Source organism: Sellimonas caecigallum (assembly GCF_019754295.1).
Lineage (GTDB): Bacteria > Bacillota > Clostridia > Lachnospirales > Lachnospiraceae > Sellimonas > Sellimonas caecigallum.
The window spans coordinates 179,407-193,394 of sequence record NZ_VIRV01000001.1; the positions used below are offsets into that span (position 1 = coordinate 179,407).

The following is a 13,988-nucleotide window of genomic DNA, read 5'->3' on the forward strand; positions in this document are numbered from 1 at the left end:
ACAATTCTTTCTATTTTATTTTAAAACAGACAGAGAAAATATTTCAAGTTCATTCAGATCTTGATATATCCCCTCTGTCTGATATAACATAATTTTATTCTGTCCGAAGCGCCGTCACAGGGTCACTCTTTGCGGCTTTCTTTGATGGGATCAGGCCTCCCAGGACAGTGAGTCCTACACTTAGAAATACAAGAATTACCGCCGGAATAATCGGCAGCACCGCATTGATCTCATCAGAGCCGGACAGATGATGGATCAGCGCATTGCCCGGAATCAAGAGGAGCAGCGTGATCACGATACCGATCAGACCAGCACAAAATCCAATGATGACAGTCTCTGCGTTGAACACCTGAGAGATATTGCCTTTGGATGCTCCGATAGCACGCAGGATACCAATCTCTTTTTTTCGTTCCAACACACTGATATATGTGATAACCCCTATCATAATGGATGATACGATGAGAGAAATCGCTACGAATGCGATCAGCACATAGCTGATCGTGTCAATGATATCCGTCACAGAAGACATCAACGTCCCTACCATATCCGTATATGTGATAACCTGTTCTTCCTTCCCCTCTTTTTCCATCTGACTGTTGTAATCATCCAGGATCTTTACTACCTGCTCTTTGCTTTCAAAATCTGTCGGATAAATATCGATAGCGGAAGGGCTGTCAAAATCTGCGTAGCCAAGCCTCTGAAGATTGCTGTCATATGACGCATCTTCTTTGGATCCGAACGACATCATCAGCTCCATCAAATCTTCTTCCGACATATTCATCTGGAACGCATCGGAAAATGCGTCCGCATCGATCTGCATGGCGTCTCCCATGGTTTTCTCCAGAGTGGTCCCAACATTCTGCATCGCCTGCTCCATAGCCTGCTGCATACTTTCTGCCATCTGTCCTACGGCTTGCTGCATGGCAGATGCCACCTGTGTCCCAAGAGTCTGAGAAACTGTCTCTGTATAGCTTCCCATGGCGGTCTGCATATAGCTTTCAATGGACGAACTTATCTGCTGCTCCATACTTTCCATATCGATCATCCCTGCAATTCCCGCACTGAGTGCCATCTTTCCTTCCGGCGTATTGAGATACTGGATAAAAGATGCATTGATGGAGCCTGGATCCGGAAGGTCGTTGGCAGCAGCATATTCCATATATCCAGCCATCAGTTTATCGGTAAGCTCCTTCATCTGTTCCGATGTGATGGTTACATCCTGGCTGATGTGGAAAATTTCTCCGCCCCATTTATCCAGGATTTTGCCGGCTTCTTCTGTCTGCAGGTATTCAAGCAGATAGTCATCAAATTTATCTGGATCCGTATACCCATTGTCCGCCGCATACTCGGCATATCCTTCCAGCAGTTCCTTCATCATTGCCTGAAGCTGTTCTTTTGAAGCAGTCACATTCCCATTGTCCTTGATGATATCTGCCATTGCAGATTTCAGGATTTCCTGTGCTTCCGGTGTCGCTAGATATGCCTGAAAATATTCTCCCAGTTTAGAATAGTCCTCATCCGGATGTGTCTTTATATACTCTTCGTATCCCGCCAAAAGCCCGGACGCCATCTGCTCCATACCATCTTCCGATATCGGTATCTTTATCTCTCCCATCATGTCTCCCATATTCATGTCTGCTGAACCTGGGAGGTCGATCTGAATCTTGCTTAAGTCAAGAAATCCCGACAAGTCCATCGAGCTTCCGCTGTCCGCGAAAACATCCGACATATCGAGTGCTCCGGCCATTCCCTGAGAAATAGCTTTCTCATCAAATCCAAACGCATTTTGGATGGCCTGCGTATCGACTGTAAAAAGCGAATTCATATCCAGTTCATTTTCGCTTTCCTCTGAACCAAAAGCCTCATTTGTGAACACATCCGTTTCCGGATTTTCCATCTGCTGCTTTACGATATTGCTTTTTTCTGCCTGCTTTATCACATGTTTGGTCAAAGAGGAAGGGTATCCGATACCCGGAGTAAGAGAGACCACATTCGCGTCTTCCGCCGGCTTTACGATACCTACAACAGTAATATCTTCTCCCGCATCCACAAGGGATTCAATATATGCCTCATTGTCTGTCTTATCTTTCCAGACATGATATTGACTGTCATATTCATAGTAATCCGCACTGTTTACAAGCTTGAACTGAATACCAAGAATATCTTCGTAAGAATAAGACCCCATGTCATCCGGAGCCTGAATGTCCTCTTCGTTGATAAACTGACGGATCATTTCATCCAGCTCTACAGAATCTCTAAGCCCCAGTGTGTAAAGCATAAAATCGCTGATACTTCCTCCGGAAGTCAGGACGACCACACATTCGTTATATTTCTCCGGCCAGCGCCCTGCCGCCACTTCATACTGATCTTTATACAGATTTTCATTTTCCGGCATCTCATAAAACATGTCTGTACTCATCATGGAGGACATCATGCTGTTGGCGCCGGCTGCAGACCCAAAGCCCAGTGCATCAAAAGATTTGTCCGGATTGACTTGTCGGACCCCATCTTTGTCCTGCCGGTAAATCTGCGGGACCGCATTGTATGAGTACTCTACTGCATTTGTGTAATCCTCTATCCTGCTCTTGCCGCTGTCAAAGTAAGACTTGAGAGATTCCAGATCGTTGGAGTTCATAGTGGAAAACATGTCGGTAACCATCTGTACTACGTTCACATCCCCGCTCTTTTCCTCTTGCGCGCCGTTTTCGCCTCCCAGCATAGAACTGAAATCCAGTCCTGTGCTTTGAATCTGAAGCGGATATTCAGAGAGCGTCTCCTCCTCGACAGACCGGATATAGTCATTGACTCCTGTGGAGAGTGACAGGATCAAAGCAATCCCGATAATCCCAATAGATCCTGCAAAAGAAGTCAAAAGCGTCCTCGCTTTCTTTGTCTTTAGATTGTTAAAGCTTAACGACAACGCCGTTAAAAATGTCATGGAGGCTTTCCCCATATTTTTATGAGATGGTTTTTCAAGGGAAGCTTCTTCCACTTCAAACGGATCCGAGTCGGCCTGAATCTTACCATCCTGGATCCTTACAATCCGCGTGGCATACTCATCTGCCAGTTCCGGATTGTGCGTTACCATTACTACAAGGCGATCCTTGGCCACTTCCCGCAAAAGTTCCATAACCTGCACACTTGTGTCACTGTCAAGAGCTCCTGTCGGTTCGTCAGCCAGGAGAATGTCCGGGTCGTTCACAAGTGCTCTTGCAATAGCTACTCTCTGCATCTGACCGCCTGAGAGCTGGTTTGGCTTTTTATGTACCTGCTCTCCAAGTCCTACTTGCTCCAGCGCTTTTTTGGCCCGCTCCTTCCTCTCACTTTTATCGACCCCGGAAATGGTAAGAGCCAGCTCTACATTGGAAAGTATCGTCTGATGCGGGATCAGATTATAGCTTTGGAAAACAAAACCGATCGTGTGATTCCGGTAGGAATTCCAGTCTCTGTCTTTGTATTGTTTGGTGGATATACCGTTGATGATCAAATCTCCGCTGTCATAACGATCCAGTCCTCCGATGATATTTAAAAATGTTGTCTTCCCGGACCCGCTCGGTCCCAAAATAGCTACAAACTCATTGTCCCGAAGATTCAGGCTCACATTATCCAGAGCTTTTTGTACAAGCTTTCCCGTCCGGTACTCCTTGCGGATATGTTTGATTTGAAGCATTTGTTCTCCTTTCCTTTACTGCATCCCGCTTTCTTTCATAGATCGTTCCAAAGCATCCATGGCTTCTTTCATATTGTTCATTTCATTTTGGGATACTTTGTCTACTTTAAACCGCATCAACTGTTTCTCCAGCACAGACAAATCTTTTTTCAGCTGCTTTTTCTTCGTCTTTTCCATGGATTTCCCATTTTCTCTGATAAGCTGATTCGCCTGTCCTGCAATCCTTCTTGCATCCCCGCAAAGATCCAGGGCTTGCCTTCTCATCTGATCCTGTCCCGCATATTCCCTTGCATCTCGGATTGCTGCCTCGATCTCTTCGTCCGACATCCTGTCATTGGCCGTGATCGTGATAGACTGTTTCTTTCCGGTATTTAAATCTACCGCTGAAACCTTCAGTATTCCATTTGCATCAATGTCAAATGTCACTTCGATCTGCGGCACACCTGCAGGCGCTTTCTGAATCCCTTTTAACCGGAATTTTCCGATGGTCTTATTGTCCCTTGCCATCGGTCTTTCTCCTTGCAGCACATGGATTTCCACACTGCTCTGAAATGGCGCCGCGGTACTGAAGATTCTGGAATACCTTGTAGGGAGCGTTGTATTTCTGTCGATCAGACTGGTTGCCACACCTCCTACCGTCTCAATGGACAGCGTCATCGGCGTCACATCCAAAAGAAGGAGATTCTTCTCGGTTCCTGCAGCTACCAACCCATTTCCCTGAAGGGTGCTTCCAAGGATCGCCGCACCTTTTGCCACACATTCATCAGGATTGATCTGCTTTGACGGTTCCTTTCCTGTCAGGGAACGCACCAGTTCCTGAACCGCAGGGATCCGTGTGGATCCGCCTACAAGCAATACTTTCCCAAGCTGTCCCGCAGCTATTCCCGCGTCGCGGAGCGCACTGTACACCGGTTCTTTTGTCCGCTCCAGAAGATCCTGGGTCAGTTCGTCGAACTTGGTACGGGTAAGTGTCATATCCAGATGGACAGGTTCCCCTTTTGCCTGTGTCAGATAAGGCAGGGTTATCTCGGTACTAAAAGCGGATGAGAGTTCTTTTTTAGCCTGTTCTGCTGCTTCCCGGATACGCTGCATGGCTGCAAAGTCTTTCTTCAGATCGATTCGATGTTCCGATTTGAAATTCTGTACGATCCATTCTGTGATACGCTCGTCAAAATCATCGCCTCCGAGATGATTGTCCCCTGCTGTGGACAACACTTCTATGACACCTTCTCCGATCTCGATAACAGACACATCAAACGTCCCGCCTCCCAGGTCATATACCATGACTTTCTGCGGCTCTCCGTGATCCAGCCCATAAGACAGTGCTGCGCTTGTCGGTTCATTGACAATCCGTTTGACCTCAAGGCCTGCAATGCGGCCTGCGTCTTTCGTTGCCTGCCGCTGGATATCATTAAAATAGGCCGGCACAGTAATGACCGCTTCCGTTACTGGTTCCCCGATAAATGCTTCCGCATCTTTTTTCAACTGCATGAGTATCATTGCACTGATCATCTGAGGATTGTAGGATTTCCCGTCGATCCTTATTTCCCAGGCTGTTCCCATATGACGCTTCACGGAGCTGATCGTTCTGTCCGGATTTGTGACTGCCTGTCTTCTGGCCTGGGCGCCTACCATCCGCTCTCCATTCTTTGCAAATGCCACAACGCTCGGTGTAGTCTGTCCCCCGGTACTGCACGGGATGATAACCGGAGTCTGGTTCTCTACAACCGAAACACAGCTGTTTGTCGTTCCAAGATCAATACCTATCACTTTGCTCATTCTGTTAATTCCTCTATTCTCATTTTTCAGTAAATTGACATTTGTTACGCTTTGCATTATAATATGCTCCAAAAAAAGGGTCAAGAGAACAGCCCTTTCCTTTTTGATAATTAATTGACATAATTATTTATTTTGTCTTTTATTTATGTATGAGTTGACAGAAAATTCACAGTTTTTATACTTTTTTAATCTCTCGTCCTATTTCATTTCCTGCAAGGAGGATCAAAACAAATGAAAAATCATATGGAAAAAAATCTCGATCTGCGTGTTACAAAAACATACCAATCTCTGTTCCGGGCATTCGCTGCCTTGCTTTCAGAAAAAAAGCTGGAGGATATCACAGTCAACGAGCTGTGTGAACTTGCCATGATCCGGCGTGCCACTTTTTATAAACACTTTTCCGACAAATTTGACTTTTTTACATTTTTTCTCAAAGAGCTGCAGCATTCCAGTATGATGCGCGCCGCACAGACGGCAGATCCCAACGATCCATGTACATTTTACATCAGCGCTATCCGCTCTGCTTTCGATTTCATGGAAGAAAACGCGTGTCACCTTGCAAGGGCACTGGAATCTGGAGGTATCCTTAATCTTCTCATGGTACTGGATCAGGATGAACTGACTTCGAGCCTCGAACATCATCTTACGGAACGCAAAAAAGCCGGTCAGCCTCTTCCCGCTTCCCCGGAAATATTGGCGCAGCTCTTTTCCGGAGCGCTTTTCCAAGTTTCCCGCTGGTGGTATACTCACAGAGATGTGGTAGACAAAGAGGAAGTCATCGCCGAACTTTCTTCTCTTGTACGTTCGTTTTGTTCTCTGTGTTCTCATGACTCATAAAATACTGAACTTCCCCATTCCTTCCAAAACAGGGTACTTCTTTTGAAAAGAAGCACCCTGTTTTTTATTCCATATTCTCCGTCTCCTGCTGTTGAATCTGTAAAAACGGTTCAAAATACTGATTGATACTGTCCATCGTAAATTCTTCCTGCGAGAATCCATGTACGCCATGTTTTGCTGCCAGTTCTTCCGTGTAATCGTCCAGCCGATATACACCGCAGTTTTTCCATTCATCTTCATAGTGCATGACGAGGGGAACCATAGAGCATGCTGTCACAGACACTTCCCCCGTATCTTTGTCCTTCTGAAGGGTAATATCTGCCATGCCTTCCAAAAGCTGGGATACTCCTTCCTGTCCGGAAACAAAATTGCCCAGTGAATAGTACACAAGCATATTTTTTCCGTCCGGACGGGCTACTGTGCCGTAAGGGCGAATCACATGAGGATGTGCACAGATCGTAATATCCACGCCTTGTTCTGCGAGAAAATCGATCCTCTGCTGGGTCGCATTGTCTACATCATTTTTGTACTCTACACCAGTGTGAAGGAAAACGATGACTACATCGGCTTCCTCTTTTGCTTTCGCCACATCTGCCTTTACTGTTTCTTCATCGTAGACATCTACCGCATAGGACTCATTTTCCGGTACCATTGCACCGATATTGATCAACGTGGTGTAGTTGATCATAGCAATCTTAAAGTTCTTCTCTTTGATGATCTGAACCCTGTTCTTATCCTGATCTTCCTGGCTGTCATGTATGCCAAGAACTGGAATATCCGGATGACTATCCCTCCAGAAACTAAGCGACTCTGAAATTCCTTTGCTTCCCTTGTCGTACGAGTGGTTCGTCGCCATGGTTACAACATCAAATCCAGCATTCACAAGAGCATCTCCTGCTTCCAGCGGCGTGCCAAAAGTCGGATACCCGCTCGTGTCCTCATCGTCGTCTACAAGAGGCACCTCCTGATTGACAATGGCTATATCTGCTTTCTCTATTTCTTTCTTTACATTTTCATAAAGAAAATCATAATTCCATCCGCCATTTTCCAGTTTCCCCTGGGCAAGGACCGTATCATGGTACAGATTATCCCCCACCGCCATGAGACGAAGTGTATTATTTTCCTTTTCTTCCGCAGCCTGCTTTTTTTCCTGTTCCGCTTTTTCCCTTGCCGCCGTTTCCGCCGCCTTGTTCTGACAGGATCTTACAGATGCAAAGATCACAATGATCAATATGATCACGATTGCGGCTGCAGCCAGCATAAGTCTTTGCCTCATAACCTGTTTTTTCCGCTTTTTTGCAAGCATCTGCTTTCTCTTCCTGCGTTCTTTCTCATCCACAGCAAATTCCCTCTTTTCTCTTCTGTAAATTTTTTACATTTATCCGTACATATCTTACAAACCAGTATATCATATTCGCGGCAAATAGGCACTATCTAAAAAGAGAACCTGAAACCAGATTCTCTTTTTCCTTCTTATTTACTGATATTCAATTTATTCATCAATGCCTCCTGAAGAACCTGTGAAAAATTCACTCCCATAGCAGTTGCTTCTTCATTCAGCCATTCCGGAATACTAAGTGTCTTTTTTACCGCCCTGGAATTATGCTTCTTCTGATACTCCAGCATATCAAATTCCACGATTACTAATGTTCCATCATCTAGGCATATTTTGTCAATTTCAGTCGGTTGTGGAATAACTTCTCCTTCCTTCTTCCTGCTTTTCAACGCAAGCCCCATTGCCTCCACGGCCATTTCGTAAGCCTGTGGCATATCGTCTCCTTCTGTGAAGCATTCCGGGAAATCAGGAAAAGTTACCCAAAATCCACCCTCTTCTGCTTTATGAAATACTGCTGGATAAAATAACTTATTCATACGTGATACCTCCACTACATATCTTAGGCACAGGGCCTATTTCAGCCCTGCCTGTTTCAGTATTGCCTGCTCCAGCCCTTTTTTCATGGCTTTGGAGTGATAAGGAACGATTACCGTTCTTCCTGTTGCGGAATTTTTCAGCTTTACATGTGAACCATTCTGACTCACTTCCTCAAATCCGCTTTTCTTGAGATGTTTGATCATCTCTTTCGGCGTCATTGGCATCTTTTGTATCTCCTTTCCTTATCATGTTTCTATAATATCACGTATTCTTACGTATGTCAATATTTTACGTAATTTTACGTATTATCTTGCCTTTCCAGACTGCTTAATGAATGGAAAAATTAAAATAAGCGGCACTCTGTTTTTACAAAGTACCGCTTAAGATTAACAAATGACTATTAACAAATAATGTACAAATAGTATACAAATGTACTAGTATTTTCTACTCTTTGTTAATTTTAACTACTTCTATAAATCCCGAAAATACGGCATTTATTAGAACTTTCCTTCTTTAGCAGCTTCCTCAATGGCAACTGCAACAGCTACTGTCATACCAACCATCGGGTTGTTTCCTGCTCCGATGAGACCCATCATTTCTACGTGAGCCGGTACGGAAGAGGATCCTGCAAACTGTGCGTCAGAATGCATACGTCCAAGTGTGTCTGTCATACCGTAGGAAGCCGGTCCTGCTGCCATGTTGTCCGGGTGAAGAGTACGTCCTGTACCGCCGCCGGATGCTACAGAGAAGTATTTCTTTCCTGCTTCTACGCATTCTTTTTTGTATGTACCTGCAACTGGATGCTGGAAACGTGTCGGGTTTGTAGAGTTACCTGTGATGGATACGTCTACTCCTTCTTTCCACATGATGGCAACACCTTCACGAACATCGTTTGCTCCGTAGCAGTTTACTTTGGAACGAAGTCCATTTGAGTAAGATGTACGGGATACTTCTTTGAGTTCGCCTGTGTAATAATCATATTCAGTCTGTACGTATGTGAATCCATTGATTCTGGAAATGATCTTTGCAGCATCTTTTCCAAGACCGTTCAGGATAACACGAAGCGGTTTTTTACGTACTTTGTTTGCTTTTTCTGCAATACCGATAGCACCTTCTGCCGCTGCAAAAGACTCATGTCCTGCAAGGAATGCGAAACAGTCTGTCTCTTCTTCCAGAAGCATTTTTCCGAGGTTACCATGTCCAAGACCTACTTTTCTCTGATCTGCTACAGATCCCGGAATACAGAAAGCCTGAAGTCCTTCACCGATCGCTGCCGCTGCATCTGCTGCTCTTTTGCATCCTTTTTTGATTGCGATCGCTGCACCTACGATGTAAGCCCAGCAAGCATTTTCAAAACAGATCGGCTGAATGCCTTTTACCTGGTTGTAAACGTCCAGACCGGCATCTTTTGTGATCTTTTCTGCTTCTTCGATGGAAGCGATTCCATAGCTGTTTAATACAGCATTGATTTTATCAATTCGTCTTTCATATGATTCAAATAAAGCCATTTCTAAAGTCCTCCTCTCGCCTATTCCTGTCTTGGGTCGATGATCTTCACTGCATCATCCACACGGCCATACTGTCCCTGTGCTTTTTCCCATGCTTCGTTCGGTGTATCGCCTTTCTTGATGAAATCTGTGAATTTTCCGAGGCTTACGAACTTGTAGCCAATGATTTCATTGTTTTCATCCAGTGCGATTCCTGTAACGTATCCTTCTGCCATTTCCAGGTAACGTGGTCCTTTTGCAAGTGTTCCGTACATAGTTCCAACCTGAGAACGAAGACCTTTTCCTAAATCTTCCAGACCTGCTCCAATCGGAAGTCCATCTTCAGAGAATGCACTCTGTGTACGTCCGTAAACGATCTGAAGGAATAATTCTCTCATCGCTGTGTTGATAGCATCACATACAAGGTCTGTATTTAATGCTTCGAGAATTGTTTTTCCCGGAAGGATTTCAGAAGCCATAGCTGCTGAATGTGTCATACCGGAGCATCCGATCGTTTCTACCAGTGCTTCCTGAATGATTCCGTCTTTTACATTCAGTGTAAGTTTACATGTTCCCTGCTGCGGAGCACACCAGCCTACACCATGTGTCAAACCGGAAATATCTTTGATTTCTTTTGCCTGTACCCATTTTGCTTCTTCTGGGATCGGCGCTGGTCCGTGATTTGCGCCCTGAGCAACCGGGCACATCATTTCTACTTCGTGTGAATAAATCATCTTAAAGGACTCCTTTCAACTATGTGTATTCTTTCCTACGGACTGTCTTCCTGCGTCAGCCCGTATTCACGTTAATTTTCTCACAAATCTCTCTTCCCGTCAATTAGCTACTTACACAAAAAACGGCTTTTTCGACAGGTTTATGCATGCAGAAGTGCTTCCCTGAGAAGGATCAATCCGCGCGCTACGGCATACTCTCTGTTCTTCTCTCTGTTTCCGGTAAACTGGTATTTTTCGACAACTGTGTTTCCCCGGACACAGCATCCGATATAGACGAGTCCTACCGGTTTTTCTTCTGTTCCTCCGTCCGGACCTGCGATACCCGTGACTGCAATAGATGCATCTGCCCCTGTCGCCTGACAGGCGCCTCTTGCCATGGCTTCCGCTGTCTCCCGGCTGACTGCACCGTGTGCTTTCAGTATCCCGTGCGGCACTCCGAGAATCTTTTCTTTTGCTTCGTTTGAGTATGTGACATGCGCCTCGTTTAACACTTCGGACGCTCCCGGCACATTGATGATACGGCCGGACAAAAGTCCTCCTGTACAAGATTCTGCCGTCGTAACTGTCATCTTCTTTTCTTTTAGCAGCTGCACAACAGCCTGCTCCAGTGTCACTTCTTCTTTTGTCGTATAGACATGATCTCCGAATCTGCGCAGAAGTTCATCGACCAATGGACGCATAAGTTCCTGTGCTGTCTTCTCATCTTTTGCCTTTGCGGTCACGCGGAAGTGGACTTCTCCTGTCTTTGCATACGGTGCAAGTGTTGGGTTGGACTGGGCGTCCATCAGATCAGCCACCATTGTCTCCGCCCGGCTTTCCCCTATGGAGCAGACTTTTACCATACACGAATAGATCCCATCCGGCTGTAGTTTGCCCAGGTAAGGAGCAATCTGCCTGTCAAACATCGGTATGCACTCGTTCGGCGGTCCTGGTATCAGAATCGCCATCTTTCCGGCATACTCTGTCCCTTCCTCCCCGGTAATGATAAGCCCCGGCGCTGTGCCGTTGGCATTTTCCACCACTTTTGCCCCCTCCGGGACAAGGGCCTGCTTCCAGTTATTCTCCGTGATCTTGTGACCAGAATGATTCTTCTGAAAGAAATCCATGATCCGTTCTTTCGTATGAAGGTCTTCGTAAAGTTTTTTCCCAAACACCTTTGCCGTCACTTCTTTTGTCAAGTCATCCTTTGTAGGCCCAAGTCCTCCTGTAAGGATTACCACATCCGAACGTCCAAGTGCGCGGCGTATCGTCTCTTCCATGCGTTCTTCGTTGTCCCCTACCGAATTCTGGTAATATAAAGACAAACCCAGCAGAGCACATTTCTCTGCCAGGTAAGCTGCATTGGTATTCACGATATTGCCGAGCAGGATTTCGGTCCCTACAGAAATCAGCTCTGCAACCATGTTACATACCTCCCTTTGTCAACACTTCTTTGTTCTTTGCGATATAATCGATCAATGATACGACTGTAAGAATCAGCGCCAGGTATATCAGCACTGTCTCGATTGTCTGAGCCACGCCACCAGGAAGATCCAGGATCAGGAAAATGATCATGAACATCTGGGATACAGTCTTAAATTTTCCCCAGTAGCTTGCCGCGATCACAATACCATTATCGGATGCCACAAGGCGGAATCCGCTGATGATGAATTCCCGGCTGATGATCACGATGACGATCCATGCCGGCAGTTTGTCCATCGGGATCAGGCAGATCATGGCAGATCCGACAAGGAGCTTGTCCGCCAATGGATCCATAAATTTCCCAAAATTTGTTACAAGATTGTATTTTCTGGCAATCTTTCCGTCCAACATATCGGTAAGACTTGCCACACAGAAAATTGCAAGCGCAATGTAGTTGCTGTAATCTCCTCCAATGTCCGTCAGCATGAAAACGACGAAAAACGGAATCATGATCACACGCAGCACCGTCAGTTTGTTTGGCAGATTCATTTTACATCAACTCTCCTATCAAATCGTATTCACATGCACCTGTCACTTTCACTTTCGCAAAATCTCCGGACATCAGTTCTTCATCTGTATTGACAAAAATCAGTCCGTCCACATTCGGTGCATCTTTGTAAGTTCTCCCTACATAAGCATTTTCATCTGCTACTTTTCCCTCGATCATGACGAGCATTTCTTTTCCGATCATACTCTCTGCCTGTTCAAAAGCGATTTCCTGCTGAAGTTCCATCAGCTCTGCCTGCCTGTCCTCCTTGACACTTTCCTCGATCTGGTCTGGCATAACAGCTGCAGGAGTGTCTTCTTCCGGCGAATAAGTAAAGACTCCCAGGCGGTCAAATTCCATCTCGTCGACAAAGTCCATCAGTTCTTCATGCTGATCCTGTGTCTCGCCCGGGAACCCTGTGATAAGCGTCGTCCGGATCGCGATATCAGGGATCTCTTTTCTGAGCCTTTCGATGATCTGAATCAGCTCCTCCTTCGACGTTCTTCTGCCCATCCGCTTTAAGATACCGTCACTTGCATGCTGGATCGGAAGATCCAGATAGTGGCAGATCTTCTGTTCTTCTTTGATAACCTGGATCAGCTCTTCCGTGATTTCTTCCGGATAACAGTAAAGGATCCGGATCCAGCGGATACCGCTGATCTTGCACAGATTCCGAAGAAGTTCCGGCAGTTTTTTCTCTCCGTAGATGTCTTTTCCGTAAAGCGTCGTCTCCTGGGCCACAAGGATGAGCTCTTTGACCCCGTCCTCCGCCAGCTGCCGTGCCTCTTTTAGGAGGCGCTCCATCGGAACACTCCGGAAGTTCCCTCTGATCTTCGGAATGATGCAGTACGTACAGTGTTTGTCACATCCCTCCGCAATCTTCAGGTACGCGTAGTGACCTCCTGTCGTCACAAGTCTGTGGGTATCTACCTCCGGCAGAGCATCCAGCGACTCCATCTTCAAATAGGAATGCCCTTTCAGCGCCTCATCCACAGCATCCAGAATGTGATCGTAAGAAGCTGTTCCAAGGACAGCATCTACTTCCGGGATCTCCGTGATGATCTCTTCTTTATAGCGCTCTGCCATACATCCGGTAACGATCAGCGCCTTCAACGTGCCGGAATGTTTGTATTCTGCCATCTGCAGGATTGTCTCCACGCTTTCTTCCTTCGCATCGTGGATAAAACAGCAAGTATTCACAATAATGATATCTGCCTTGTCTTCTTCCTCCACCATCTGATACCCTCTGGATGCCAGCATCCCGATCATCACTTCAGAGTCTGCAAGGTTTTTATCACATCCAAGTGATACAAATAAGATATTCATGTACTCTCTCCTGACATTTCATGAGGCAGATACTTAACCAAAAAGCACCTGCCTCTTTTTCCATTTGTTTCTTATTCTTCTTCGGAATCTTCTCCGAGTATTTTCAATTTGGCATTGTTCATCTCATCGATCGCGATGGAAAGCGGCTTTTCTCCGTCTTTCGCCGGCACGAGCGGATCTGCGTGATCGATCAGCTGTCTTGCCCGTTTTGCTGTAGCCAGCACGATAGAGTAACGGCTGTTGACGATCTTTGTCTCGCCTTCTTCAACGTCCTGATTTACTACCTTCATTAAATCTGTGTAAGATGGATGCAGCATAACATCGTTCTCCTTTC

Annotated in this window: 12 protein-coding genes; 1 reads left to right on the forward strand and 11 read right to left on the reverse strand. The window is 45.8% G+C overall.

Annotation, left to right across the window (positions count from 1 at the left end):
* Positions 1 to 94: 94 nt before the first annotated feature.
* A complete protein-coding gene (locus FLB61_RS00875; protein WP_221919152.1) occupies positions 95 to 3,670 on the reverse strand; it encodes an ABC transporter ATP-binding protein/permease in 3,576 nt (1,191 codons plus the stop codon).
* Positions 3,671 to 3,685: 15 nt separating this feature from the next.
* On the reverse strand, positions 3,686 to 5,449 hold the full coding sequence (gene dnaK / locus FLB61_RS00880) for a molecular chaperone DnaK (protein ID WP_221919153.1): 1,764 nt from the start codon (positions 5,447 to 5,449) through the stop codon (positions 3,686 to 3,688).
* Between the two features lie 231 nt (positions 5,450 to 5,680).
* On the opposite strand from dnaK, the gene FLB61_RS00885 reads away from it, so the two are divergent.
* On the forward strand, positions 5,681 to 6,286 hold the full coding sequence (locus FLB61_RS00885) for a TetR/AcrR family transcriptional regulator (RefSeq protein WP_221919154.1): 606 nt from the start codon (positions 5,681 to 5,683) through the stop codon (positions 6,284 to 6,286).
* A gap of 64 nt (positions 6,287 to 6,350) precedes the next feature.
* Here FLB61_RS00885 and FLB61_RS00890 read toward each other — a convergent pair whose 3' ends face one another.
* The 9 genes from FLB61_RS00890 to rpoZ form a co-directional block, all read right to left on the reverse strand.
* Positions 6,351 to 7,625 (reverse strand): CapA family protein, encoded by a 1,275-nt coding sequence (locus FLB61_RS00890; RefSeq protein ID WP_221919155.1) that lies wholly within the window; start codon positions 7,623 to 7,625, stop codon positions 6,351 to 6,353.
* A 134-nt stretch (positions 7,626 to 7,759) separates the two neighbouring features.
* The gene (locus tag FLB61_RS00895; protein WP_087212750.1) at positions 7,760 to 8,158 is read right to left on the reverse strand and encodes a type II toxin-antitoxin system HicB family antitoxin; all 399 of its coding nucleotides are present in this window, start codon (positions 8,156 to 8,158) and stop codon (positions 7,760 to 7,762) included.
* A 36-nt stretch (positions 8,159 to 8,194) separates the two neighbouring features.
* On the reverse strand, positions 8,195 to 8,383 hold the full coding sequence (locus FLB61_RS00900; protein ID WP_221919156.1) for a type II toxin-antitoxin system HicA family toxin: 189 nt from the start codon (positions 8,381 to 8,383) through the stop codon (positions 8,195 to 8,197).
* A 273-nt stretch (positions 8,384 to 8,656) separates the two neighbouring features.
* Entirely contained in the window at positions 8,657 to 9,667 is a 1,011-nt protein-coding gene (locus FLB61_RS00905; protein ID WP_087199413.1) for a GGGtGRT protein, read from the reverse strand.
* A gap of 20 nt (positions 9,668 to 9,687) precedes the next feature.
* Positions 9,688 to 10,380, reverse strand: coding sequence for an iron-sulfur cluster assembly scaffold protein (locus FLB61_RS00910; RefSeq protein ID WP_048622003.1), 693 nt, complete (start codon positions 10,378 to 10,380; stop codon positions 9,688 to 9,690).
* A gap of 140 nt (positions 10,381 to 10,520) precedes the next feature.
* Positions 10,521 to 11,783 carry a competence/damage-inducible protein A gene (locus FLB61_RS00915; RefSeq protein WP_087199410.1) on the reverse strand — a complete coding sequence of 421 codons (1,263 nt, stop codon included), beginning with the start codon at positions 11,781 to 11,783 and terminating at the stop codon, positions 10,521 to 10,523.
* A 1-nt stretch (position 11,784) separates the two neighbouring features.
* On the reverse strand, positions 11,785 to 12,330 hold the full coding sequence (gene pgsA, locus FLB61_RS00920) for a CDP-diacylglycerol--glycerol-3-phosphate 3-phosphatidyltransferase (protein WP_087212742.1): 546 nt from the start codon (positions 12,328 to 12,330) through the stop codon (positions 11,785 to 11,787).
* A 1-nt stretch (position 12,331) separates the two neighbouring features.
* On the reverse strand, positions 12,332 to 13,654 hold the full coding sequence (gene rimO, locus FLB61_RS00925; RefSeq protein ID WP_221919157.1) for a 30S ribosomal protein S12 methylthiotransferase RimO: 1,323 nt from the start codon (positions 13,652 to 13,654) through the stop codon (positions 12,332 to 12,334).
* 71 nt (positions 13,655 to 13,725) lie between these two features.
* Positions 13,726 to 13,971 carry a DNA-directed RNA polymerase subunit omega gene (rpoZ, locus tag FLB61_RS00930; protein ID WP_087199404.1) on the reverse strand — a complete coding sequence of 82 codons (246 nt, stop codon included), beginning with the start codon at positions 13,969 to 13,971 and terminating at the stop codon, positions 13,726 to 13,728.
* Positions 13,972 to 13,988: the final 17 nt, after the last annotated feature.

Excerpts from the sequence above, each read along its gene's own strand:
- FLB61_RS00875 (WP_221919152.1), bottom strand. The coding sequence starts at position 3,670 with ATGCTTCAAATCAAACATATCCGCAAGGAGTACCGGACGGGAAAGCTT.
- FLB61_RS00900 (WP_221919156.1), bottom strand. The coding sequence starts at position 8,383 with ATGCCAATGACGCCGAAAGAGATGATCAAACATCTCAAGAAAAGCGGA.
- FLB61_RS00885 (WP_221919154.1), top strand. The coding sequence starts at position 5,681 with ATGAAAAATCATATGGAAAAAAATCTCGATCTGCGTGTTACAAAAACA.
- FLB61_RS00915 (WP_087199410.1), bottom strand. The coding sequence starts at position 11,783 with ATGGTTGCAGAGCTGATTTCTGTAGGGACCGAAATCCTGCTCGGCAAT.
- FLB61_RS00905 (WP_087199413.1), bottom strand. The coding sequence starts at position 9,667 with ATGGCTTTATTTGAATCATATGAAAGACGAATTGATAAAATCAATGCT.
- FLB61_RS00910 (WP_048622003.1), bottom strand. The coding sequence starts at position 10,380 with ATGATTTATTCACACGAAGTAGAAATGATGTGCCCGGTTGCTCAGGGC.
- dnaK (WP_221919153.1), bottom strand. The coding sequence starts at position 5,449 with ATGAGCAAAGTGATAGGTATTGATCTTGGAACGACAAACAGCTGTGTT.
- rimO (WP_221919157.1), bottom strand. The coding sequence starts at position 13,654 with ATGAATATCTTATTTGTATCACTTGGATGTGATAAAAACCTTGCAGAC.
- FLB61_RS00895 (WP_087212750.1), bottom strand. The coding sequence starts at position 8,158 with ATGAATAAGTTATTTTATCCAGCAGTATTTCATAAAGCAGAAGAGGGT.
- rpoZ (WP_087199404.1), bottom strand. The coding sequence starts at position 13,971 with ATGCTGCATCCATCTTACACAGATTTAATGAAGGTAGTAAATCAGGAC.
- pgsA (WP_087212742.1), bottom strand. The coding sequence starts at position 12,330 with ATGAATCTGCCAAACAAACTGACGGTGCTGCGTGTGATCATGATTCCG.